Origin of the sequence: Enterobacter asburiae, assembly GCF_008080435.1 — a bacterium.
GTDB lineage: Bacteria > Pseudomonadota > Gammaproteobacteria > Enterobacterales > Enterobacteriaceae > Enterobacter > Enterobacter asburiae_C.
In genome coordinates this window covers 141,928-163,727 of record NZ_VRKN01000004.1, presented here as the reverse complement: position 1 = coordinate 163,727, position 21,800 = coordinate 141,928, and the positions used below count along the sequence as shown (strand labels likewise).

Here is a 21,800-nt window from a genome sequence, read left to right as displayed (position 1 = left end):
GTGAAAAAAGCCAACATACACCGCGAAACCTTAACCTTCCATTAATCTTTCAAAATTAACGCCGGTTCCGTTATTCTGGCTCAAATTGTGAGTTGATTGTTTCAGGAAAAAATATGGGGCTGGTGATCAAAGCCGCGCTGGGCGCGCTGGTGGTGTTACTGATTGGCATTCTGGCAAAAACGAAAAACTACTATATTGCCGGGCTGATCCCGCTGTTCCCGACCTTTGCGCTGATTGCTCACTATATTGTGGCTTCTGAACGAGGCACGGAAGCGTTACGCACGACCATCGTGTTTGGCATGTGGTCTATCATTCCGTATTTTCTCTACCTGCTTTCGCTGTGGTACTTCACCGGTTTTCTGCGTCTTCCCCTGGCGCTGAGCGGGGCGGTGGTCTGCTGGGGACTCAGCGCCTGGGTGTTGATTTTCTTCTGGAGTCGCTTTCACTAGCGCAGCGGGCGACCGCCGTCCACGGCAAAGGTTCTGCCGGTCACATAGCAACTGGTGAGCAGGTAATCCACAAGGTCGATCACCTCTTTTTCGCCAGGGGCGATTTTCATGAGCGACTTATTCAGCGCCTGCTGGCGATACTCCGCATCATCGTTTTCGTTAAACAAAATCATCGCCGGGGCGATGGCGTTCACCTTCACCTCGGGCGCGAGCTTGCGGGCAAACGAGCGCGTCATGTTATCCAGAGCGGCTTTACTGGCCGCGTAGGCGATGTGCTTGTCGCTGCCGCGCTCTACCACATAATCGGTAAAGTGAATAATGTCGCCCGCCGCGTGCCCATGGCCGCGCAGCAGATCCTGCAGAGCATGGTTGAGCAGATAAGGGGTATTCACGTGGATCTGCAACATGGCGGAGAGCGTTTCGCTGAGTGACGTACCGGGTTTTTCGGCACGCCATGCGCTGGCGTTATGGATCACGGCGCGCAGCCCCGTCGTGGTGGATTTCACCTTTTCAGCGAAAGCCAGAATGCCTTCATCGGTTGAAAAATCAGCCTGAATGCAGACTGCTCCGGCTTTGCGTAACCCTTCAATCGACGGGTATTCCGTACGGTAGCTGACAATGACCGGATGGCGAAGGTTGAGAAAGTGATGGGCGAGGGCGAGGCCGATACGGCGGCCTCCACCGGTAATCAGTATTGGGCGAAGCGGTGCATTTCCCATCGTATTCTCCTTTACAGTTCAACAATGGGAAAGGCGATGCTATCCCATTAACATCCAGGTTGCCGGTAGGGCAGCAACCAGTAACAGTCCAATTAATGCCATCTCACGGCGTTTCAGCGCGTTCTCCAGCTGATGCGTGCGGCGGGCGTAGATAAACACCAGCAGACCCGGTGCGTACAGCACCACCGACAGCAGCAGATGCATAGGTCCGGAAGCATACAACAACCACAGGCCGTAAATACAGGCTCCGACACCCACAACATAATGCGCCGGGCGTGTGGCGATTTTTAACAAATACGCACCCACTAAGAAATAGGGTACCAGAATCATCTCCGAGGCGATGGTCAGCAGGGTGTTATAGTCTGAACCTGTGAGCCAGATCAGCACCAGACAGACCTGAACGCTGATGTTGGTCAGCCAGAGTGATGCCGACGGCGCACTGTTTTTATTTTGGCGGGCAAACAGCCGTGGAAACGCTTTATGCGTAGAGGCCAGGAATGGCACTTCAGCCGCCATGATAGTCCAGCTCAGGTAAGCGCCGCAGACGGAGACGATCAGCCCCGCGGCAATCACCACATCCCCCCAGGGGCCGAGCATTTTCACCATCAGGCCTGCCATTGACGGGTTGCGCATTTCAGCCAGCTCAGGACGCGCCACCACGCCCAGCGACAGCAGCGTTACCAGCAGATAGACCCCGAGCGCAGCCAGTACGGCCAGCAGCGTGGCGCGACCCACGTCGCGTTTATTCCGGGCCCGGGCAGAAACCACGACCGCGCCTTCAACACCGATGAACACCCACAGGGTAATCAGCATCGTGTTTTTCACCTGCTCCCAGACGGGAACGCCCAGCGCAACGCCGCTGAAATCGAGCGTAAATACGTCCAGACGGAACGCAATAAAGGCCAGAACGATAAACAGGCCGAGCGGAACCAGTTTCGCCAGCGTCGCCACCAGGTTAATGCTGGCGGCCGTTTGTACGCCACGTAACACCAGCCAGTGGACGAACCACAGTAGCACCGAGGCGCCCACAATAGATTGCCAGGTATTCCCGTCGCCAAAGAGACGCAGCTCGGGCGTATCGGTAAAGAAACTGAGCGCCGAGAAGACGATCACCAGATAGGAGACGTTGGCAATAACGGCACACAGCCAGTATCCCCACGCGGAACAGAAGCCAATCAGCTCGCCGAAACCTTCACGCGCATAGGTGAAAATGCCGCCGTCCAGATCCGGGCGAATGCGGGTGAGCAGCAGCATGGCGAAGGCCAGCAGCAATATTCCGGCACCGGTAATGCCCCAGCCAATGATGAGCGCGGAAGGGCTGGCGACGGCCGCCATATTTTGCGGCAAACTGAATACGCCTGCACCCAGCATTGAGCTTAAAACGAGCGCAGTCAGAGCACTCAGGCCAAGTTTCTTTTCCATTGGCTTCCTGTTATGAAAGGTCAAAATCCAGAATAATTATTTCGCTCAGGCGCATAAAAATGGTGGATCACACTAAGGCGCGGGATTTTACGGAGTGTAACGAAAGCATGCAATGACGTGTGGCAGAAATTCAAAAAAAGTAACAAAAAAGGCGGCATTGCGCCGCCTTTCGTAAACGATTTTGTTACTTGTACAGATCGGCGCTGATGGTCACGTTGTTACCACGTTCCTGCCACTGGCGGGTGATGTGGTAGTACTTCGCCCCTTTCTTCGCCGCACGCTTCGCGACCTGGTAAGAGACTTCCGTCATGTTGCCGTAGTTGCCGGTAAACTTGATGCTGTCGAACGGCACCATCTGCGCTGCAGTGGCGTTGTTCAGCTCTTCAATTTTGGTACCGTCTGGCAGCGTAACGGAATAACGGCCACCTTTCGTGGACTGCGTTTCAAAGAAACGGCCCACTTCAGCGCTTGGGGCAGCCGTCGTTGCTACGCCTGGAATTTCAACTTTCTTCGCTTCTTCGCCACCTTTCGCTATCGCCGCGCGACCTGCCTCTGAGTTTGCCGGGATGGCATCCGGGCTCTGCAGAACACGTTTTTTCGCATCTTTTTTATAGATGAACGCGGTAATACGCTGGTTGCCACCCTGGTTAGCATCGACCTGACGCACGATGAAGAAAGAGTAGGCCCCTTTCTCTTTCGCGGCTTTGGTGATGGCATCGTTCACTTCTGGCTGGCTGCGATAGAAGCCCTGAACGGTGACGGTGTCGTAAGGTTCCAGCTCAATCGCCTGATCTTTCGGCAGTTCAACAACATCGTTGATCACGCGGTTTTTCGGTGCGTCAGCTTTTGGCGCATTGTCTTTGAACAGCGCAATGGTCACACGCTGGTTACCGCTGTTGCCGTAATCGGACTGGTCAACGACATAAAACGAGGCCGCCCCGTTTTTATCAGCAGCTTTTGATGCCGCGGCGACGGCGTCGCCAATAGAATTATAACGACCCACAATGACCGTATGGTCAAAAGGTTTTAACGCTGCCGCTTGCTCCGGCGTTAACTCTGTTGCGGCATTCGCAGACAGGGCGGTCGCGGAAAGAAGTGCGGACGCCAGGAGTGTGTTCTTAAGCTTCATAAAAATGATCCTTCGCCTTGCGCAAACCATGTACTGGTATTGTTGTTAATTTGAGACGGTCCCGATTATTGCATTTAAAACCCGTCGCTGTCTGCGCCATTTTTCACTGCCTGTGCTTACTGAATCACCGAATTCGATAACATTTAGTGATATGTTGAAAAAATACGCGTTTGACAAGTAAAACTGATAAAGCATATGACTTTTACAAGTTAATTTAATGTTAATAAGTTGTTCTCTTATGGCGCTATATCATGTTTTTACCGCTTCGCTTGCGCGATTTATCGGTTCTGGCAATGAATTTAAGGTAAATATCACTGTCAGTGACGCCGATCGCTTATTTTTCACAGATAAAGTAAGAAATAGTGTTTTCTGGCGGTAGATCGCGGGCGCTATTTTCAGTAGGTTATAGACAGTTTGTTACTGTTTTATTTTCCGGGGTTAATCCTATCTCGTCGCTCACGCGATGGCGAAAATTGATACAAACCGCGGGCATTTATCGATAAACCATCATCAAAAACCGATGGAAGGGAAAACTATGCGTATTGGGGTACCAAAAGAACGGTTAGCCAATGAAACCCGCGTAGCGGCAACACCAAAAACGGTGGAGCAACTGCTTAAACTGGGTTTTACGGTCGCGGTTGAAAGCGGCGCAGGCAAACTGGCGAGTTTCGATGACGAGGCCTTTATCCAGGCTGGCGCGGAAGTGGTCGACGGTGCTGACGTCTGGCAGTCGCCGGTGATTCTGAAAGTAAACGCGCCGGAAGAGAGTGAGATTGCGCTGCTGAATCCGGGGACGACCCTGGTGAGCTTCATCTGGCCTGCGCAAAACCCTGAGCTGATGGAGAAGCTGGCGGCCCGTGGCGTGACCGTGATGGCGATGGACTCCGTGCCGCGCATTTCGCGCGCGCAGTCTCTGGATGCACTGAGCTCAATGGCGAATATCGCTGGCTACCGCGCTATCGTTGAAGCGGCTCACGAGTTTGGTCGCTTCTTTACCGGTCAGATCACCGCTGCGGGCAAAGTACCGCCAGCGAAAGTGATGGTGATCGGCGCGGGCGTGGCGGGACTTGCCGCAATCGGTGCTGCAAACAGCCTGGGCGCTATCGTCCGTGCTTTTGACACCCGTCCTGAAGTGAAGGAACAGGTCCAGAGTATGGGCGCCGAGTTCCTTGAACTGGACTTCAAGGAAGAAGCCGGCAGCGGTGATGGTTACGCGAAGGTGATGTCCGAAGCCTTTATCAAAGCCGAAATGGAACTCTTCGCCGCCCAGGCGAAAGATGTCGACATTATTGTCACCACCGCGCTTATCCCGGGTAAACCGGCGCCGAAGCTGATTACCCGTGAGATGGTTGACTCCATGAAATCGGGCAGTGTGATTGTCGACCTGGCCGCCCAAAACGGCGGTAACTGTGAATATACCGTACCAAATCAGGTGACCACGACCGCTAACGGTGTGAAGGTGATCGGTTATACCGATCTGCCGGGCCGTCTGCCAACGCAGTCTTCTCAGCTGTACGGCACTAACCTCGTCAACCTGCTGAAGCTGCTTTGTAAAGAGAAGGACGGCAACGTCACCGTTGATTTCGACGATGTGGTGGTGCGCGGTGTCACTGTGGTCCGTGAAGGTGAAATTACCTGGCCTGCGCCGCCTATTCAGGTTTCTGCTCAGCCTCAGGCGGCACCGAAAGCAGCACCCGCGCCAAAAGAACCCGCCAAACCGGCTTCTCCGTGGCGTAAATACGCGATCATGGCGCTGGTGATTATTCTGTTCGGCTGGCTGGCTAACGTCGCGCCGAAAGAGTTCCTCGGCCACTTTACCGTCTTCGCGCTCTCCTGCGTCGTAGGTTATTACGTGGTGTGGAACGTCTCTCATGCGCTGCATACGCCGCTGATGTCGGTCACTAACGCCATCTCCGGGATCATCGTGGTGGGGGCGTTACTGCAGATTGGTCACGGCGGCTGGATCAGCTTCCTGAGCTTTATCGCGGTGTTGATCGCCAGTATCAATATTTTCGGTGGTTTCACCGTGACTCAGCGCATGCTGAAAATGTTTCGTAAAGGCTAAGGGGTAGCATATGTCTGGAGGATTAGTGACAGCCGCATACATTGTTGCTGCAATCCTGTTTATTTTCAGTCTGGCGGGGCTTTCCAAACACGAAACGTCTCAGCAGGGAAATAACTTTGGTATCGCCGGGATGGCGATTGCGCTGATTGCCACCATCTTCGGGCCGGATACCGGCAACGTGGCGTGGATCCTGGTGGCGATGATTATCGGTGGCGCGATTGGTATTCGCCTGGCAAAACGCGTTGAAATGACCGAGATGCCGGAGCTGGTTGCCATTCTGCACAGCTTCGTGGGTCTGGCGGCGGTGCTGGTGGGCTTCAACAGCTACCTGTATCACGAACCGGGTCTGGAACCGATTCTGGTGAACATCCACCTGACGGAAGTGTTCCTCGGTATCTTCATCGGTGCGGTGACCTTCACCGGCTCTATTGTCGCGTTCGGCAAACTGCGCGGGAAGATCTCCTCTAAACCGCTGATGCTGCCAAACCGTCATAAGCTGAACCTGGCGGCGCTGGTGGTGTCGTTTGTACTGCTGGTGGTCTTCGTGCGTACCGAAAGCGTCGGTCTGCAGGTGCTGGCGTTGCTGGTAATGACCATTATTGCGCTGGCATTCGGCTGGCACCTGGTGGCGTCCATCGGTGGTGCGGATATGCCAGTGGTTGTCTCGATGCTGAACTCCTACTCCGGTTGGGCGGCGGCGGCGGCGGGCTTTATGCTGAGCAACGACCTGCTGATCGTCACCGGTGCGCTGGTGGGTTCTTCCGGTGCGATCCTGTCTTACATCATGTGCAAGGCGATGAACCGCTCGTTCATCAGCGTTATCGCCGGTGGTTTCGGGACCGATGGGTCGTCTTCCAGTGCGGATGAAGAAGTGGGTGAGCACCGTGAAATTTCTGCGGAAGATACCGCAGACATGCTGAAAAACTCGCACACAGTCATTATCACCCCAGGCTACGGCATGGCGGTGGCGCAGGCACAGTATCCGGTTGCGGAAATCACCGAGAAGCTGCGCGCGCGTGGTATCAAGGTTCGCTTTGGTATTCACCCGGTGGCAGGGCGTCTGCCAGGCCACATGAACGTGCTGCTGGCGGAAGCGAAAGTGCCATACGACATCGTGCTGGAGATGGATGAAATCAACGATGATTTCTCTGATACCGACACCGTGCTGGTCATTGGTGCCAACGATACCGTTAACCCTGCTGCACAGGACGATCCGGGTAGCCCAATCGCCGGTATGCCGGTTCTGGAAGTGTGGAAGGCACAGAACGTGATTGTGTTTAAACGCTCTATGAATACCGGCTATGCCGGGGTTCAGAACCCGCTGTTCTTCAAAGAGAACACCCACATGCTGTTTGGTGATGCCAAAGCCAGCGTGGATGCGATTCTGAAATCACTCTGACAGGGTAAAGCCCGGTGGCGCAAGCTTACCGGGCCTACCAAACCTGTAGGCTGGGTAAGGCGAAGCCGCCACCCGGCAAAAAAAACCGCCGGTTCCCCGACGGTTTTTTTTCATCTTACGGGTTAATCGTCTTCCGGATCGTCCAGCTCAACTGGCGTCTGGTACTCATCCGGCTTAATGACCAGCAGGTCGCAGCGCAGATGGTCGATCACCTGTTCGGCGGTATTGCCGAGGAAGGCGGCAGAAATACCGGTCCGGCCAATGGTGCCCAGCACCACAATCCCCGCCTGCAGGTGTTCCGCCAGGTCCGGGATAACCTCTTCAGGCAGCCCTTTTTCCACGTGGGTCATTTTCTCATCAATGCTGAATTTCTGGCGCAATGCTTTCATGGCCAGCAGGTGCTGACCGCGGATCGCGTCGTTGTACACGCTCGGGTCAAATTCAGGTAGCTCAATGGCAATGTTAATCGGGGTGACTGGATAGGCGCCAACCAGATGCACTTCGGTATGATTCACCTGGTCAGCAAGCTGGATGGTCTCCTTCACCAGCTTCTCATTCAGCGAATTGTGGTAATCCTCTTCGCTTGCGAGGTTTACCGCCACAACGGCTCGCCCGCCTTCAGGCCACGGCTGGTCTTTTACCATCCAGACCGGGCAAGGACATTTACGCAGCAAGTGCCAGTCGGTCGGGGTGAAAATCACGGATTCCAGCCTGTCGTGCTGGTGCGCCATCTTCAGCAGCAGGTCATGCCCACCGGCGACAATCTCCTGGATGATGGCTTCGAAAGGTCGGTTATGCCAGACCACTTTAATATCAATAGGCACACCCGCTTCCAGGTAATACTTCGCCTGTTCGCGGATCCACGCGGTACGCTGGCTGATGACGCCCTGACGCATAGCGGTGCGCTCGTCAGGCGACAGAAGGGTGGTCATCTCATACGAGAAGTCATAGATCGGCAAAAACGCTTTGATTTTGCCACCAATCCGTTGATGTAAATACACAGCACGTCGTAATGCCGGCTGATCGTCCTGATTCGGATCGATAGCTACCAGCATGTTTTGATACTTGGCCATACAGGTCTCCTTACTACTGTCACCACAGTCTGTAATTAAAAGAGTAACCTATATATCCTGAATGAAACAGAGGGGAGGTTTTGCCAGATCAATAATTCATGAAAATTTATCAGAGGAAAAGTACCGTGGTCGTTACCGCGATAAACGCAATAAACAGCAGCACCATCACCGCTATCGCAAAGGTCGTGGAATCCTGAACGTAGGTTTTTTCCTCCCCCTTCATCGGGCCGACAAGCATGATCCAGATGAAGATAAAGGTCACTGAGGCAATCACGACTGAAACGAAAAACAAACTTTCTCTCAATTCATAACCTCAACGAGAACCTTTCGGGCGCTGTGTGGGGACGTACTACGGTGAAAATATCTTGAAACGGAAGTGATTATACCAGACCAATAAATCACAAGAATTTATCAGTCTGGTTATCAACATGCGGAAAGTTACGCCACGTTGCGGGCGTGCCCGGCAAGAACGGCCAGCGCTTCACCGTTTTCGATAGTGATGTATTTACCTTTAACGGCCAGCATCCCGCTTTTCTGGAAACGGCCCAGCAGACGGCTGATGGTTTCCACGGTCAGACCCAGGTAGTTACCGATATCGCCACGCGTCATCGTCAGACGGAATTCACGCGGCGAGAAGCCACGTTCGGCGAAGCGGCGGGAGAGGTTGTAGATAAACGCAGCCAGGCGTTCTTCTGCATTCTTTTTGGAAAGCAGCAGAATCATGTCCTGATCGCCTTTGATCTCACCGCTCATCAGACGCATCATCTGCTGACGCAGGTTAGGCATCTTACCGGACAGATCGTCCAGGGTTTCAAACGGGATTTCGCAAACCATCGAGGTTTCGAGCGCCTGAGCAAAGCTCGGGTGATGGCCCGTGCCGATGGCATCAAAGCCCACCAGGTCGCCCGCCAGATGGAAGCCGGTGATCTGCTCATCACCCTGTTCGGTGATGGTGTAGCTCTTGATGGTGCCAGAACGGATAGCATAGAGCGATTTCAGTTCGTCTCCCGCTTTAAACAGCGTCTGCCCTTTCTGAATAGGCTTTTTGCGCTCGATGATATTATCAAGCTGATCGAGTTCATGCTCATTCAGGGTAAACGGGATACAGAGCTGGCTGATGCTGCAATCCTGGCAATGGATAGCACAACCGCCAGACTGAATGCGTCGTATAATTCGCTTTTCCGGGATCATAGGTTTGCTCAAGCCTTAATTGATATTGGTCAATTTTAACATCTTTTTGGTAAGTACGTAAGCCTGACAAACCCTCAATAAGGACAAGAGACGGCAACGTGTCGCCATCTTCTTGAAATTCCACAGCTTGATTATGGATTTTTAGCCTAACCGGCAGAAAATTAAGCACTAAAAGCCTGGTTTCTACAGCAAAAGATACCCTTCATGGCGCAGTAGCCACTCTTTTCGCTGCACGCCACCGGCATAGCCTGTCATGGTACCGTTGCGGCCAATGACGCGGTGGCAGGGCACCACGATGCTGACCGGGTTAGAGCCGTTCGCGGCACCCACTGCACGTGCGGCCCCTGCGCGGCCTAGCTGCTCCGCGAGCTGGCCGTAATGCATGACCTGTCCGCAGGGAATGGACCGCAGCGCCTGCCATACTTCGCGCTGAAAAGGCGTGCCTGCCGTGGCGGTCGGTAGAGTATCGATGATGCTGAGATCGCCTTCGAAGTACGCCGTAAGCTTGCTGCTCAGTCCGCCCGGGTTGGTGGCGCGGATACGTTCATACCCCTGGGAGCGGTAGTGAACATTGAGCAGTTCTTCCATGCGGTCGCTGTGCTCTTCCCATTCGACGGCGCGCAGGCAGAACTCTTCGTCCGCGATCACCCACAGTGGACCAAGCGGCGTTGCAATCTTATCTTCGAGTAATCTCAGCATCCTCTTTCCTTTAATTCAGCCTCGGGTAAATCCCCGGCCCAATTGGCAGGCCGACAAGATACCATGCCACCAGCATCACCAGCCATACCCCTAAAAAGATAAGCGGGTAGGGTAAAATCAGCGAATAGTAGGTACCCAGTTTGGCTTCCGGTTTATAGCGCTGCAGGAAGCCTAAAAACAGTGGAACAAACGGCGAAACCGGCGCCAGCGGAATAACCGATGAGTCAGCGATGCGGAACAGGATCTGGGCAAACGCCGGGTGGAATCCCAGCATCATAAACATCGGTACGAAGATCGGGGCCAGAATCGACCAGATGGCGGAGCCGCTGGCGATAAACATGCACAGCAGGGATGACAGCAGCGCCAGGCCGACAAACGCCGGTACGCCGCTTAATCCGGCAGCCTCCAGCGCGTCGGTCAGGCCCACGGCCATAAACTTGCCCATGTTGCTCCAGTTAAACATCGCCACAAACTGCGCCAGCGGGAACACCATCACGATAAAGCCCGCCATCTCTTTCATCGGCTCGATCATCAGCTGCGGCAGATCGCCCTGACGGCGGATTTTGCCGGTAGCGATACCGTAGGCGAGCGAAACGACAAAGAAGAAGAGGATAATCAGCGGTACGATGCCCTGAATAAACGGTGACGGCAGGACGGTATGTTTAACCGGATCGCGCAATATGCCGTTTTCCGGCACCACCATCAGCGCCACCAGTGCGATAAAGGCCAGCGAGATAACGCCAGCCACGCGCAGGCCGAAGCGCTGCTCTTTGCTCAGGGTGTCCAGCTTTTCATCGCTACGGCCTTCCCATTTACCCAGGCGCGGCTCGATGATCTTATCGGTAATCAGCCCGCCGACAATCGTCAGGACAATGACCGAGCTGGCCATAAAGTACCAGTTATCGATCACGCTGACGTGCATTGCCGCATCGATGGTCTTCGCCGCCTCCGTGCTGATGCCCGAGAGCAGCACGTCGGTGGTGACGATCAGCAGGTTGGCGGTAAATCCACAGCCCACGCCCGCAATCGCCGACAGCAGGCCCGCCACGGGATGACGCCCGACGGCGAGGAAAATCAGCGCCCCCATCGGCGGCATGATCACCAGCGCGGCGTCGGAGGAGATATGGCTGAAGAAGGCGATAAACAGCACCATATAGCTCGCGTAACGCGCGCTGACGTGAGAAGCCATCTTCACCATTAATGCGGGCAGCAAACCAACGCGTTCAGCCAGTCCGGCGCCCAGCACCAGCGCCAGAATGGCGCCCAGCGGGGCGAAACCGCTGAAGTTCTTAATCACATTGGGTAAAAACCAGTGCAGCCCTTCAACGCTGAGCAGGTTCTTTACCGCCACCAGGCTGCCGTCAGCCGGACTACGCACGCTGACGTCAAAGGCGGAGAGCGCGGCGGTGGCGACCATCAAAATCACAATCAGATAGATAAAAAGCAGGAAAGGGTGCGGCACTTTATTGCCGATCCTTTCAACCCAGCCATAGAGCTTACCGGATGGGGAATGCGAAGGTATGGATGACATACTCATGGGCGTTCCTCGGGAGTGTTGTGTTGTTGTGTTTTTTTATTTTAAAGGTGACGGTGTCACGCCCTGTGGGATCGGACACACGTACGGTTTTTCTTGTAATTGTTGGTCGAACTCTTCACGGCATTTTTTCAGCAGCGCTGCGTCCTGCAGCAGATTGAGCGCGGTCGCGCCCATCACTTTTCCGGCCAGCAGCATGCCTTTGTGGGCAATGGAGGTACGCCCCTGCGCCACCAGTTGCCAGGTGTGCAGCGGCGTGCCGACGGTAAAGCAGGGGCTAAAGCACTGGGCAACCGGCATTTTCCAGCTGACGTCGCCCACGTCCGTGGAGCCCGCCAGCACGTTGTCGGTGATGGCATAGGGCGCGACTTCATCCACCAGCAGCGTCTCCTGATGGCACCGGGCAAAGGCTTTACCCGCGTCACCGCCCGTCGCGGCAATATTTTTCAGGCTGTTTTGCAGATCGTTGGGCGTCAGGGTGGCGCGGATCTCGCGGGCAAAGTCTCGCTCTTCTTCGGTCCACTCCGGCGTGCCGTAGTGCTGCAGGGCGCGATACATCGCCGCCTCGAGCGTGCGGTTCGGCAGGTAGCTGGAGCAGGCTTTATCAAAGCGACACTCGACGGTGGTTTCGGTCATCATCGCCGCGCCCTGGGCGATTTTCTCGATCCGTTCGTAGATTTGCTGCGCATCGGCCATCTCCGGGGCGCGGATCAGGTACAGCACCTCGGCCTGCGCCTGCACCACGTTGGGCGAAATCCCGCCGGTATCGGTAATGGCATAATGGACGCGCGCTTTCTCGATGATGTGTTCGTTGAGGAAGTTGGTGCCGGTGGTCATCAGCGTCACGGCGTCCAGCGCGCTGCGTCCCAGATGGGGGGAGTTGGCTGCATGCGCCGCCACGCCGTGAAAACGCCAGGCGACCTGAATATTCGCCAGCGTGCTGACGTTAAACATCCCGGCGAAGGCTTCCGGGTGCCAGGTGACGGCGGCATCGACGTCATCAAACAGACCTTCGCGCACCATAAAGGTTTTCCCGGAGCCACCTTCTTCGCCGGGACAGCCGTAAAAACGCACTGTTCCGCTACCGCCGTGCTGCTCCAGCCAGCTTTTCACCGCCACCGCGCCCGCCAGTGCCGCGGTGCCTAGCAGATTATGCCCGCAGCCGTGGCCGTTGGCCCCCGGCGTGGCGGATTGCGCGGTCGCACAGTGCGCCTGCTGGCTTAGCCCGGCCAGCGCGTCGTATTCGCCCAGCAGGGCGATGACCGGTTTGCCGCTGCCGAAGCTGGCGATAAAGGCATTTGGAATACCGCCAGCCTCGCGCGTCAGCGTGAAGCCTTCCGCCTCAAGCTCGCTGGCGAGCCGTTCGGCGGACCAGAACTCTTCAAAGCGGGTCTCGGGATGATCCCAGATCGCGTCGGCAATATCGGTTAACGTCCGACATCGCGTGTCGATCGCATCGGCAATAAAAGCGTAGTTCTCCTGCATTACACACCTCGCGTCCACGGGAAATTGAGCGCAGTCCGCGCCAGCGTGTCGATGGCGATAGCCATGACCTGCTCATCGAAGTCGAATTTTTCGTTGTGATGTCCGGCGCTCAAATCCGTGCCGAACACCATATAGGACGCCATGCCGCCGTTCTGCTGCACGCGGGCCATCATCAGCGTGGCGTCTTCGGAGCCTGCAGGCGCTTTCACCTTATCGATGGCGTGAACAACCCCGGAAACCTGGCTCGCCTGTTCGCGCAGATAATCAACCCAGGCCGGTGTCGGAGTGCTGGAGGTGGCGGCACCCATCAGGCGCATCTCCGCGCGCACGCCATAGAGCGAGGCAGCGCCGGTAATGACCGCCTGCGCCCGTTCAAAGACATACTGATTAATCGCTTCGCTTTCGCCGCGGGTTTCGACTTTGATCAGGGCATTCGCGGGCACCACGTTGCGTCCGCTGCCCGCCTGCATCACCCCGACGTTCACCCGGGAGGCGCCTTCGCTGTGCGGGGCGATGCTGTGCAGGGCGATTGCAGCCTGCGCGGCGGCGAGCAGGGCGTTACGCCCGTCCTCCGGTTTACCGCCCGCGTGTGCGGCAACGCCGGTAAAGTTCACGTCGAACTTGGTGGTGGCCATAAAGTTATCACTGCCGCAGATCACCGTCCCGGCAGGCACGCCGGTACCAATATGGATGGCCGTGAAATAGTCCACGTCGTCCAACGCCCCGGCGGCAACCATGGCGCGCGCGCCGCGCGTCCCTTCTTCGGCAGGCTGGAAGATCAGCTTGAGGGTGCCGCTGAGCTGTGCTTCATTCTCTTTAAGTACCCGCGCCAGCCCCAGACCAATCGTGGTGTGGCCGTCGTGCGCGCAGGCGTGCATCATTCCCGGATTGCAGGAGGCAAAACCGTCGCGGAACGGGCGATGGCTTTCATCCAGCGCTTCGCTTAAATCAAGAGCATCCATATCGACGCGAAACGCCAGAGTCGGTCCAGGACGGCCGGTATTGAGGGTCGCCACAATGCCGGTAAACCCGCCTTCAAACGGCGCCAGCCATTTCTCAGGCGCGCCCTGCGCGCGCGCGCGGGCAAACTCTTGCGCCAGGGTAGTGGCATCGGGCAACCCCATCCGGCTTTCGGCATCGACCACGTCGCGACCCATCGCCAGTTCGTAACCCAGCGAGTCGAGGATTTCCGCGACTTTCGCGGCGGTACGGAACTCTACCCAGCCGGATTCCGCAAAATGGTGAAAATCGCGACGCCATGCGCTCAGCTGCGGCGTTAATGTCTGGATGTACTGCGCCAGTGTGTCCATATCTGTTCCTGTCATCATTAAAATATGTGAACTGCTTCACGCTGTGATAGTTTTTACTTATCACTAACCGATTTTTCACAGTTTTAACCGTTCAGGAATTACCCTCGCACATCCCTTTCCATTAAAGTAGATGACAGTTTCTTTACTCTGATAAACAACGGTTATCGGTCGGGCTATGACATTCCAGATTAAATTTCACCAAATCCGGGCGTTTGTTGAGGTTGCGCGTCAGGGCAGCATTCGCGGTGCCAGCAGGACGTTGAATCTTTCCCAGCCGGCGCTGACCAAATCCATCAAAGAGCTGGAAGAGGGCATGGCGGCGCAGCTTTTCGTGCGCAGGAGTAAGGGGGTCACGTTGACCGAATGCGGCGAGGGCTTTTACCAGCGCGCCAGGTTGATTCTGGAAGAGCTGCGTGCGGCGCAGGATGATATCCGTCAGCGGCAGGGGGAACTGGCCGGGCAGATCAACATCGGGATGGGGGCCAGCGTTTCACGCACGCTTATGCCCGCCGTTATAACCCGCTTTCATGCGCAGCATCCGCAGGTCAAGGTGCGGATTATGGAAGGGCAGCTGGTGTCGATGATCAATGAATTACGCCAGGGCGAACTGGACTTCACCATCAACACCTATTATCAGGGGCCTTACGACCAGGAGTTTACGTTTGAAAAACTCTTCGAAAAACCGTTTGCGGTATTTTGTCGGGAAGGACATCCGGCAACGGGGGCAACGTCAATTAATGAACTTCTGCATTATAACTGGACAATGCCGACGCCGCGGGGAAGTTATTATAAACAATTAGAAGAGGTATTTAGCCATCGTTCGCAAATACCGCGAATTGGTGTGGTTTGCGAAACATTTTCTTCCTGTATTAGCCTTGTCGCGCAAAGTGATTTTTTAAGCATATTGCCGCAGGAGCTTGGCTGTGACCCGCTGCTGGCGCACCACCTGGTCATGCTGCCGGTTGTCGAATCGCTTCCTAAAGCGGCCTATTATTTAATTCAGCGTCGTGATTCACGTCAGACACCCCTTGCTGAGTCATTAATTACGCAATTCAGAAGGGAAGCGAGAAAAATAGTCGTCGCGTGAAATGCATATTAAAAAAACAGGATCTGCCCGACATCAGACAGACCCTACAGTACACACAGCAGTACGTCCTTTCGCCAATCCTGAGTATTATATCCATGAGGCAGGTATATTTAGGTATAACACCTTTCCCGAAAAATGAAAGGCAGGCGAGTGATTGATTTCATGAAATTTTAACATAAATCACGTATTTTACCTTTGCTGAAATTTCATTTAAGTCTGATTTAAGTTTATTTAATAATTACTATATATATTCATCAGGTTAATATTATTGCCACGCATCGACCTGTAACGGTGATTGAGGCCGGTCTTTGGCACAGGTATAGTACAGTCCTCAGATGTAGCCGGAGGATGTCCATGAACCCTGACGACAAATCATTTTTTCTTGACGCCATGGAAGATGTCCAGCCCCTGAAGCGCTGCGCGGATATTCACTGGCAGCCCAGCCGCAATACGCGGGCGCGCGAGGAGGTGGATAGCGAACAGCTGGATAACTTCCTGACGCTGGACTTTCTTGACGTTCTGCCCCTGGAAGAACCGCTGGCGTTCCAGCGCGAAGGGGTGCAGCAGGGCGTTATGGATAAGCTGCGCACGGGTAAATATGCCCGCCAGGCCAGCTTAAACCTCCTGCGTCAGCCTGCCGAACGCTGCCGTCAGATGCTCTATTCTTTTATTCGCCAGGCCGGACGAGACGGGTTACGCAATCTGATTATCATTCACGGGAAAGGGCGTGAGCAGAACTCGCATCCCAATGTGGTACGCAGCTATCTGGCGCGCTGGTTAACCGAGTTCGAGGAAGTGCAGGCCTTCTGCGTGGCGCTGCCGCATCACGGCGGCAGCGGGGCATGTTATGTTTCACTGCGAAAATCCGATGAAGCAAAACAGGAAAACTGGGAGCGGCACGCCAAGCGCAGCCGCTAGCGGGCGATATCCTCGCCCGCCTGAGACTCAGAACGTTTCCCAGTTGCTGTCGGTGGAGGCGGTTGTCGTTGCCGGGCGCAACAGCTGTGGCGTTTTCAGATTGGCCGGGCGTGGAGCTACCGCTTTTTCTTTGCCGTTCAGACGAAACGCAGCCACCGCCTGGCGCAGCTGCTCGGACTGATCTTCCAGTGCCGCAGCTGCCGTGGCGGACTCCTGCACCAGCGCGGCGTTTTGCTGCGTCACGCTGTCCATCTGCGAAACGGCCAGACTCACCTGCTCAATACCGCGGCTCTGCTCGTCAGAGGCAGATGAAATCTCACCCATGATATCGGTTACGCGGGTGACGGCGGCGACAATTTCCTTCATGGTGGTGCCAGCCTCGCTAACCTGCTCAGAACCGGTATTCACCCGGCTGACAGAATTCTCGATAAGCCCTTTGATCTCTTTCGCCGCCTGTGCGCTGCGGCTCGCCAGCGTACGGACTTCGCCTGCAACAACCGCAAAACCACGCCCCTGTTCCCCGGCGCGTGCTGCTTCCACGGCGGCGTTAAGCGCCAGAATGTTGGTCTGGAACGCGATGCTGTCGATCACGCCGGTAATATGCGCAATTTGCTGCGAACTGTCGGCGATTTCGTTCATGGTGCGAACCACGTTATCCACGACGTGACCGCCGCGCGCGGCCGTTTCAGAGGCGTTTTTCGCCAGCAGCGTGGCCTGACGGGCGTTATCGGAGTTCTGTTTAACCGTCGCGGTCAACTCTTCCATGCTGGCGGCGGTCTCTTCAAGCGAGGCGGCCTGCTGCTCGGTGCGGGCGGAAAGATCGTTGCTTCCTGCGGCAATTTCGCCTGCGCCGGTGTAGATGGAATCGGTACTTCCACGTACGGCGCTGACGGTGGTCACCAGCGACTGCTGCATCTCATGCAGGCCAGCGGCCAACTGACCCATCTCATTGCGACCAGAGATAGCGATATTCTGCGTCAGGTCGCCCCCGGCAATGGCGCGAATATGGTTCATAATGGAGTGGAGTGGTTTTAACAGCAGGTGTTGTAAACCCTGCCAGATGACCACCAGAACCGCGATAACGGCCAGCAGAATAGCCGCCAGCGTCCACTGCATCTGCGTGAAGCTGCTCTGGTTCTCTTCGGTTGCGGCCTTCAGCAGAGTGTTGTTTTCGGCGCGCCAGCGGTTATAGACCGCTTCCATCTCGTCCTGCGCCTGCTGCGCGTCCAGATCGCCATAAGCCTGATAGTTGTCGGCACGCAGATACTCAATCGATAAGCGCATCACTTCGTGCATCTGGTTCCAGGATTTCTGCATCTCATCGGTTAATGCCGCCTCCTGGCCGTTAACCTGCGGCAGTTTCTGCCACTCTTTGTTATAGGCTTCGGCTTTTGCCAGCGAGTCGCCTGCGGTGCCAAGCAGTTTATTGATCGCCGCAAGGGAAGCCGGGTCACGCTGGTTTTTCAGGTAGCGGATCGCCACGCGGGTGACGGTGACACGCGTTTTCACCAGCGTGTTCACGCTATCGCTCAGGCTTTCCTGCTGGGCATTGAGCACGCCGGAATTCTGGAAGTTATGGCGATCGTTACTGACGGCAGAGTAGAACAACCCTCCCGTGACAACTTGCAACAGACAGAATATGGTGAGAGCAAAGATAATACCGGTAATCACGTGCAGATTTTTCAGCATAGCGGTCGTCCGTTAGAGAAGATGCAGGGTTACTTCATTACTATCGTCGTAGAGAATTTAAACTTTAATTTAACTCGCGCTTAACTAAGGGTTCCGGTCAGGAACCTGTTGTAAATCCGGATCATTTTTATGAGGAAGGTTAACATGAGCAGCATTGATAAAAGCGGGACGTACGCGCTCGGGACGCGGACGGTTAAACGACTGGGCTACGGTGCGATGCAGCTCGCCGGGCCGGGCGTCTTTGGTCCACCGAAGGATAAGCAAGCCGCGCTGGACGTGCTGCGCGAAGCCGTGGCGGCGGGGGTGAACCACATTGATACCAGTGATTTTTATGGCCCTCATGTCACTAACCAACTGATCCGCGAGGCGCTTCACCCTTACCGGGACGATCTGACGCTCGTCACCAAGATTGGCGCCCGTCGCGATGACAAAGGCGCCTGGCTACCGGCCTTTTCCGCGCAGGAACTGACTCAGGCGGTGCATGACAACCTGCGTAATCTGCAGCTGGACGTGCTGGACGTGGTGAATCTGCGGATCATGTTTAGCGCACACGGGCCGGCGGAAGGGTCGATTGCTGAACCGCTTTCCACTCTGGCTGAATTACAGCAGCAGGGTCTGGTGCGTCATATTGGCCTGAGCAACGTCACGGCCACCCAGGTTGCGGAAGCGCAGAAGCTGGTGCCGGTGGTGTGCGTGCAGAACATGTACAACATTGTGAACCGGGGGGATGACGCGCTGGTGGATTTGCTGGCGCAGCAGGGGATTGCCTGGGTGCCGTTTTTCCCGCTGGGAGGCTTTACGCCACTGCAATCTTCCGGGCTGAAAGCTGTCGCGGATTCACTGGGCGCAACGGCAATGCAGGTTGCGCTGGCATGGCTGCTGCAACGTTCCCCGAATATTCTGCTGATCCCTGGCACCTCTTCTGTGGCGCATCTGCGGCAAAACCTCGCGGCGGGGGAGCTGCGGTTACCGCCTGAAGCACTGGAAACGCTGAATTCGCTGATGGATTAAACGTGATATGCGCAAAGCCCGAAGGGGGCTTCCGGCTTTGCGCGCTTAGGGTCCTGTCTGACTTTTCTGCCTGTGAAGCGCTAACGCTTCCGCCACAATCTCTTGCTTACTTTTACGCGTCTCAAAGGCGGTGGTTCTGATGTACTCCATCAGATCGGGATCGATGCGGGCGCTCAACATCCTGAGATCGGCCTCCTTTGCCAGACCGCGTGCAACACGCTTGTCTGGATAGTCACGGGCTGGCATTGAAAATGTTCTCCAGTAAGTCTTATTAATTCGTGCTGTAAAATATGCTTTTATCTGACTTTAAAGTCAATCAATAGTGATTGTGTAGTGATTTTATTTTTTTAAAAGTCATCATGAAGTGATTTAAGTAATGTCTTTGATGTGACTTGTGCTGTCAGATCTGTTAACGCATACCGGGGAGAACCGTAGAGCGGGTTATCGGCGGGCGATGTTGCTAAATTAAAACCGCTCAAACTTCAACGCGTTTGGGTTCGCCTCCGGAAATGACCTTGATCCTTGTCCATAATCCGTAATACTGTATTTATATACAGTATCTGGCGAGAAAGGCATTATGGACACTCTCTTTTCTTATCATCCAAAACAAATCATTGAATTACCTTTATTTTTAGAACGTGTTGCCTGTGGGTTTCCCAGCCCGGCGCAGGATTATGTGGAGGATCGTCTCGATCTTAACCGGCTGGCAGTGAGACACCCCAGTGCGACCTATTTTATCAAGGTGAGTGGAGACTCCATGATTGGGGCAGGGATCGGCGACGGCGATCTGCTGGTGGTCGATCGTTCGTTAAATGCCGAACATGGAGATATCGTCGTGGCGTCGGTCGCCGGTGAGTTTACGGTGAAAGAGCTACAGACCCGTCCGGTTCTGAGACTTCTGCCGCATAATACCCGCTATCAGCCGATTACCTTTCAGTCCGAAGAGGAGCTGCAGATCTTCGGCGTCGTCACCCACACGCTCAAAACGCATAAACATGTTCGCGCTGGTTGATGTGAATAGCTTCTATGCTTCCTGCGAGAAGGTATTCCGCCCCGATCTGGAGGGCAAACCCATCGTGGTGGTGTCCAATAACGACGGTTGCATTATTTCACTGTCGCCGGAGGCAAAGCAGTTCGGCATAAAAATGGGTGAGCCATATTTTAAATTCAAAGAAAAGCGCTACCCGTCGCGGGTTTACGTCTTTAGCTCGAACTATGCGCTGTATGCCGATCTCAGCAGTCGGGTCATGCAGACGCTGACCGATCTCGCCCCGGCAATAGAGATTTACTCCATTGATGAGGCGTTCGTGAACGTTTCTGGGGTCAGCCACTGTCTGTCACTGGAAGCGTTCGGTCACCAGATGCGCAAGCAGGTCTTTAAAAATACGGGCTTAACCGTTGGCGTTGGTATTGCCCCGACCAAAACGCTGGCGAAGCTGGCCAACTATGCGGCGAAACGGTGGTCCGGCACTGACGGCGTGGTCGATCTCTCAGGCCGAGAGCGGCAGCGTAAACTGCTGGCAAAGGTGCCGGTAGAAGAGGTGTGGGGGGTAGGGCGGCGCATCACGAAAAAACTGAACGCGATGGGCATTACCACGGCGCTGGAGCTGGCGGAAGCGTCATCCTGGGTCATCCGCAAACATTTCAACGTGGTACTGGAACGGACGGCCCGCGAGCTTCGCGGTGAGCCCTGCCTTGATCTGGAAGAGTTCACCCCCACGAAGCAGCAAATTATCTGTAGCCGTTCGTTTGGACACCGTATTACGCAGTACGAGGAGATGCACCAGGCCATTTGCGCCTACGCGGAACGCGCAGCAGAGAAACTGCGCGGCGAGCATCAATACTGCCGCTTTATCAGCGTGTTTGTGCGCACCAGCCCGCATGCGGACAACGAAATTTATTACGGCAATCAGGCTTCTGTCACCCTGATGACACCCACCAATGACTCGCGCGATATCATCCGCGCCGCCACGGAGGCGCTGGGGCGTATATGGCTCGACGGATATCGCTATATGAAAGCCGGGGTCATGCTGGCGGACTTTTTCAGCAGCGGCGTCGCCCAGCTTAATTTGTTTGACGATAATCGTCTGCGCGCCAACAGCGCGGCGCTGATGGAGATGATCGACAGCGTAAATCATTCCGGTAAAGGGAAGATATGGTTTGCCGGGCAGGGTATTGAGAAATCCTGGGCGATGAAGCGTGAAATGTTGTCACCGGCCTATACGACGCGGTACGCCGATTTGCCGGTGGCGAGGTAGAGGATAGTTGCGTTATTTCTTTTGAATCAACCGGGTTGCCGCAGCCGCCAGCACGGCGATCAACGGCATTTCGCCCGCACCTGCCAGGAAGTTATGGCGATCGATGTCATTATTTTTACGGATATCGGCAAAACGGGTAAGCGCCTCTTTTTCATCCGTGGCGCCGATCTCCTCAAACTGTTTTTCAAACCCCTGAGCGATGAGCTGAGCGGCCACATCGGTGTTTGCGCTCTCGATCGCAATGAGGTGCGGGCCTTTTTGGAAAAAACAGTAATCCGGCATAAGTGCTCCAGAAAGAGGAGGATACGGTAAAAACACTCTATTCTTTGCGGTTAAAAAATGCACGTGATTTACGGCGGAAA

The 21,800-nt window shown here is 55.2% G+C and carries 21 protein-coding genes; 8 read left to right on the top strand and 13 right to left on the bottom strand.

Features of this window, described 5'->3' with window-relative positions:
• The first annotated feature begins 113 nt into the window (after nucleotides 1–113).
• Complete coding sequence (locus FU672_RS09415) at nucleotides 114–449, top strand: GlpM family protein (protein ID WP_028017326.1); 336 nt, start codon at nucleotides 114–116, stop codon at nucleotides 447–449.
• On the opposite strand, the gene folM is transcribed toward FU672_RS09415, so the two are convergent.
• The 3 genes from folM to ydgH form a co-directional block, all read right to left on the bottom strand.
• Entirely contained in the window at nucleotides 446–1,168 is a 723-nt protein-coding gene (gene folM, locus FU672_RS09410) for a dihydromonapterin reductase (protein WP_148243060.1), read from the bottom strand. The genes FU672_RS09415 and folM overlap by 4 nt on opposite strands.
• 39 nt (nucleotides 1,169–1,207) lie before the next feature.
• Nucleotides 1,208–2,590, bottom strand: a complete 1,383-nt coding sequence (locus FU672_RS09405; RefSeq protein WP_148243059.1) for an amino acid permease — start codon at nucleotides 2,588–2,590, stop codon at nucleotides 1,208–1,210.
• 184 nt (nucleotides 2,591–2,774) lie between these two features.
• Complete coding sequence (gene ydgH, locus FU672_RS09400; protein WP_148243058.1) at nucleotides 2,775–3,719, bottom strand: DUF1471 family protein YdgH; 945 nt, start codon at nucleotides 3,717–3,719, stop codon at nucleotides 2,775–2,777.
• Nucleotides 3,720–4,254: 535 nt separating this feature from the next.
• Between ydgH and pntA the strand changes: the two genes are divergently transcribed.
• A complete protein-coding gene (pntA, locus tag FU672_RS09395; protein WP_148243057.1) occupies nucleotides 4,255–5,784 on the top strand; it encodes a Re/Si-specific NAD(P)(+) transhydrogenase subunit alpha in 1,530 nt (509 codons plus the stop codon).
• Between the two features lie 10 nt (nucleotides 5,785–5,794).
• On the top strand, nucleotides 5,795–7,183 hold the full coding sequence (gene pntB, locus FU672_RS09390) for a Re/Si-specific NAD(P)(+) transhydrogenase subunit beta (RefSeq protein WP_148243056.1): 1,389 nt from the start codon (nucleotides 5,795–5,797) through the stop codon (nucleotides 7,181–7,183).
• Between the two features lie 122 nt (nucleotides 7,184–7,305).
• On the opposite strand, the gene uspE is transcribed toward pntB, so the two are convergent.
• The 7 genes from uspE to FU672_RS09355 all read right to left on the bottom strand — a co-directional run bounded on the left by uspE (nucleotide 7,306) and on the right by FU672_RS09355 (nucleotide 14,475).
• Complete coding sequence (uspE, locus tag FU672_RS09385) at nucleotides 7,306–8,256, bottom strand: universal stress protein UspE (protein WP_148243055.1); 951 nt, start codon at nucleotides 8,254–8,256, stop codon at nucleotides 7,306–7,308.
• A 109-nt stretch (nucleotides 8,257–8,365) separates the two neighbouring features.
• Nucleotides 8,366–8,548: a hypothetical protein gene (locus tag FU672_RS09380; RefSeq protein ID WP_014883604.1), complete on the bottom strand. Its 183-nt coding sequence runs from the start codon at nucleotides 8,546–8,548 to the stop codon at nucleotides 8,366–8,368.
• 146 nt (nucleotides 8,549–8,694) lie between these two features.
• Entirely contained in the window at nucleotides 8,695–9,447 is a 753-nt protein-coding gene (gene fnr, locus FU672_RS09375; RefSeq protein ID WP_006174991.1) for a fumarate/nitrate reduction transcriptional regulator Fnr, read from the bottom strand.
• Between the two features lie 183 nt (nucleotides 9,448–9,630).
• The gene (gene ogt, locus FU672_RS09370) at nucleotides 9,631–10,146 is read right to left on the bottom strand and encodes a methylated-DNA--[protein]-cysteine S-methyltransferase (protein ID WP_148243054.1); all 516 of its coding nucleotides are present in this window, start codon (nucleotides 10,144–10,146) and stop codon (nucleotides 9,631–9,633) included.
• Nucleotides 10,147–10,156: 10 nt separating this feature from the next.
• The gene (gene abgT / locus FU672_RS09365; RefSeq protein ID WP_148243053.1) at nucleotides 10,157–11,683 is read right to left on the bottom strand and encodes a p-aminobenzoyl-glutamate transporter; all 1,527 of its coding nucleotides are present in this window, start codon (nucleotides 11,681–11,683) and stop codon (nucleotides 10,157–10,159) included.
• Between the two features lie 36 nt (nucleotides 11,684–11,719).
• A complete protein-coding gene (locus FU672_RS09360) occupies nucleotides 11,720–13,165 on the bottom strand; it encodes a M20 family metallopeptidase (protein WP_148243052.1) in 1,446 nt (481 codons plus the stop codon).
• A complete protein-coding gene (locus tag FU672_RS09355) occupies nucleotides 13,165–14,475 on the bottom strand; it encodes a M20 family metallo-hydrolase (RefSeq protein ID WP_148243051.1) in 1,311 nt (436 codons plus the stop codon). The genes FU672_RS09360 and FU672_RS09355 overlap by 1 nt, the downstream gene beginning before the upstream one ends.
• Nucleotides 14,476–14,650: 175 nt before the next feature.
• Between FU672_RS09355 and FU672_RS09350 the strand changes: the two genes are divergently transcribed.
• Nucleotides 14,651–15,562: a LysR family transcriptional regulator gene (locus tag FU672_RS09350; protein WP_148243050.1), complete on the top strand. Its 912-nt coding sequence runs from the start codon at nucleotides 14,651–14,653 to the stop codon at nucleotides 15,560–15,562.
• A gap of 354 nt (nucleotides 15,563–15,916) precedes the next feature.
• Entirely contained in the window at nucleotides 15,917–16,480 is a 564-nt protein-coding gene (gene smrA, locus FU672_RS09345; protein WP_148243049.1) for a DNA endonuclease SmrA, read from the top strand.
• A 27-nt stretch (nucleotides 16,481–16,507) separates the two neighbouring features.
• Here the strand turns inward: smrA and tcp are convergent, their stop codons facing one another.
• Nucleotides 16,508–18,169, bottom strand: a complete 1,662-nt coding sequence (gene tcp, locus FU672_RS09340) for a methyl-accepting chemotaxis citrate transducer (protein WP_148243048.1) — start codon at nucleotides 18,167–18,169, stop codon at nucleotides 16,508–16,510.
• A gap of 144 nt (nucleotides 18,170–18,313) precedes the next feature.
• Between tcp and FU672_RS09335 the strand changes: the two genes are divergently transcribed.
• A complete protein-coding gene (locus FU672_RS09335; RefSeq protein WP_148243047.1) occupies nucleotides 18,314–19,180 on the top strand; it encodes an aldo/keto reductase family oxidoreductase in 867 nt (288 codons plus the stop codon).
• 45 nt (nucleotides 19,181–19,225) lie between these two features.
• Here the strand turns inward: FU672_RS09335 and FU672_RS09330 are convergent, their stop codons facing one another.
• Complete coding sequence (locus tag FU672_RS09330; RefSeq protein WP_032657653.1) at nucleotides 19,226–19,426, bottom strand: hypothetical protein; 201 nt, start codon at nucleotides 19,424–19,426, stop codon at nucleotides 19,226–19,228.
• 331 nt (nucleotides 19,427–19,757) lie between these two features.
• Between FU672_RS09330 and umuD the strand changes: the two genes are divergently transcribed.
• Both umuD and umuC read left to right on the top strand, forming a co-directional pair.
• Entirely contained in the window at nucleotides 19,758–20,192 is a 435-nt protein-coding gene (gene umuD, locus FU672_RS09325; RefSeq protein WP_148243046.1) for a translesion error-prone DNA polymerase V autoproteolytic subunit, read from the top strand.
• Nucleotides 20,176–21,438 carry a translesion error-prone DNA polymerase V subunit UmuC gene (gene umuC / locus FU672_RS09320; protein ID WP_148243045.1) on the top strand — a complete coding sequence of 421 codons (1,263 nt, stop codon included), beginning with the start codon at nucleotides 20,176–20,178 and terminating at the stop codon, nucleotides 21,436–21,438. Before umuD ends, umuC begins: the two co-directional genes overlap by 17 nt.
• Nucleotides 21,439–21,450: 12 nt before the next feature.
• On the opposite strand, the gene FU672_RS09315 is transcribed toward umuC, so the two are convergent.
• Nucleotides 21,451–21,720, bottom strand: a complete 270-nt coding sequence (locus tag FU672_RS09315) for a hypothetical protein (RefSeq protein ID WP_148243276.1) — start codon at nucleotides 21,718–21,720, stop codon at nucleotides 21,451–21,453.
• Nucleotides 21,721–21,800: the final 80 nt, after the last annotated feature.

Coding starts and splice junctions, on each gene's coding strand:
- tcp (WP_148243048.1), bottom strand. CDS start 18,169: ATGCTGAAAAATCTGCACGTGATTACCGGTATTATCTTTGCTCTCACC.
- FU672_RS09405 (WP_148243059.1), bottom strand. CDS start 2,590: ATGGAAAAGAAACTTGGCCTGAGTGCTCTGACTGCGCTCGTTTTAAGC.
- FU672_RS09315 (WP_148243276.1), bottom strand. CDS start 21,720: ATGCCGGATTACTGTTTTTTCCAAAAAGGCCCGCACCTCATTGCGATC.
- folM (WP_148243060.1), bottom strand. CDS start 1,168: ATGGGAAATGCACCGCTTCGCCCAATACTGATTACCGGTGGAGGCCGC.
- FU672_RS09350 (WP_148243050.1), top strand. CDS start 14,651: ATGACATTCCAGATTAAATTTCACCAAATCCGGGCGTTTGTTGAGGTT.
- FU672_RS09330 (WP_032657653.1), bottom strand. CDS start 19,426: ATGCCAGCCCGTGACTATCCAGACAAGCGTGTTGCACGCGGTCTGGCA.
- pntA (WP_148243057.1), top strand. CDS start 4,255: ATGCGTATTGGGGTACCAAAAGAACGGTTAGCCAATGAAACCCGCGTA.
- ydgH (WP_148243058.1), bottom strand. CDS start 3,719: ATGAAGCTTAAGAACACACTCCTGGCGTCCGCACTTCTTTCCGCGACC.
- fnr (WP_006174991.1), bottom strand. CDS start 9,447: ATGATCCCGGAAAAGCGAATTATACGACGCATTCAGTCTGGCGGTTGT.
- ogt (WP_148243054.1), bottom strand. CDS start 10,146: ATGCTGAGATTACTCGAAGATAAGATTGCAACGCCGCTTGGTCCACTG.
- FU672_RS09335 (WP_148243047.1), top strand. CDS start 18,314: ATGAGCAGCATTGATAAAAGCGGGACGTACGCGCTCGGGACGCGGACG.
- FU672_RS09360 (WP_148243052.1), bottom strand. CDS start 13,165: ATGCAGGAGAACTACGCTTTTATTGCCGATGCGATCGACACGCGATGT.
- abgT (WP_148243053.1), bottom strand. CDS start 11,683: ATGAGTATGTCATCCATACCTTCGCATTCCCCATCCGGTAAGCTCTAT.
- smrA (WP_148243049.1), top strand. CDS start 15,917: ATGAACCCTGACGACAAATCATTTTTTCTTGACGCCATGGAAGATGTC.
- umuC (WP_148243045.1), top strand. CDS start 20,176: ATGTTCGCGCTGGTTGATGTGAATAGCTTCTATGCTTCCTGCGAGAAG.
- FU672_RS09355 (WP_148243051.1), bottom strand. CDS start 14,475: ATGGACACACTGGCGCAGTACATCCAGACATTAACGCCGCAGCTGAGC.
- uspE (WP_148243055.1), bottom strand. CDS start 8,256: ATGGCCAAGTATCAAAACATGCTGGTAGCTATCGATCCGAATCAGGAC.
- FU672_RS09415 (WP_028017326.1), top strand. CDS start 114: ATGGGGCTGGTGATCAAAGCCGCGCTGGGCGCGCTGGTGGTGTTACTG.
- umuD (WP_148243046.1), top strand. CDS start 19,758: ATGGACACTCTCTTTTCTTATCATCCAAAACAAATCATTGAATTACCT.
- pntB (WP_148243056.1), top strand. CDS start 5,795: ATGTCTGGAGGATTAGTGACAGCCGCATACATTGTTGCTGCAATCCTG.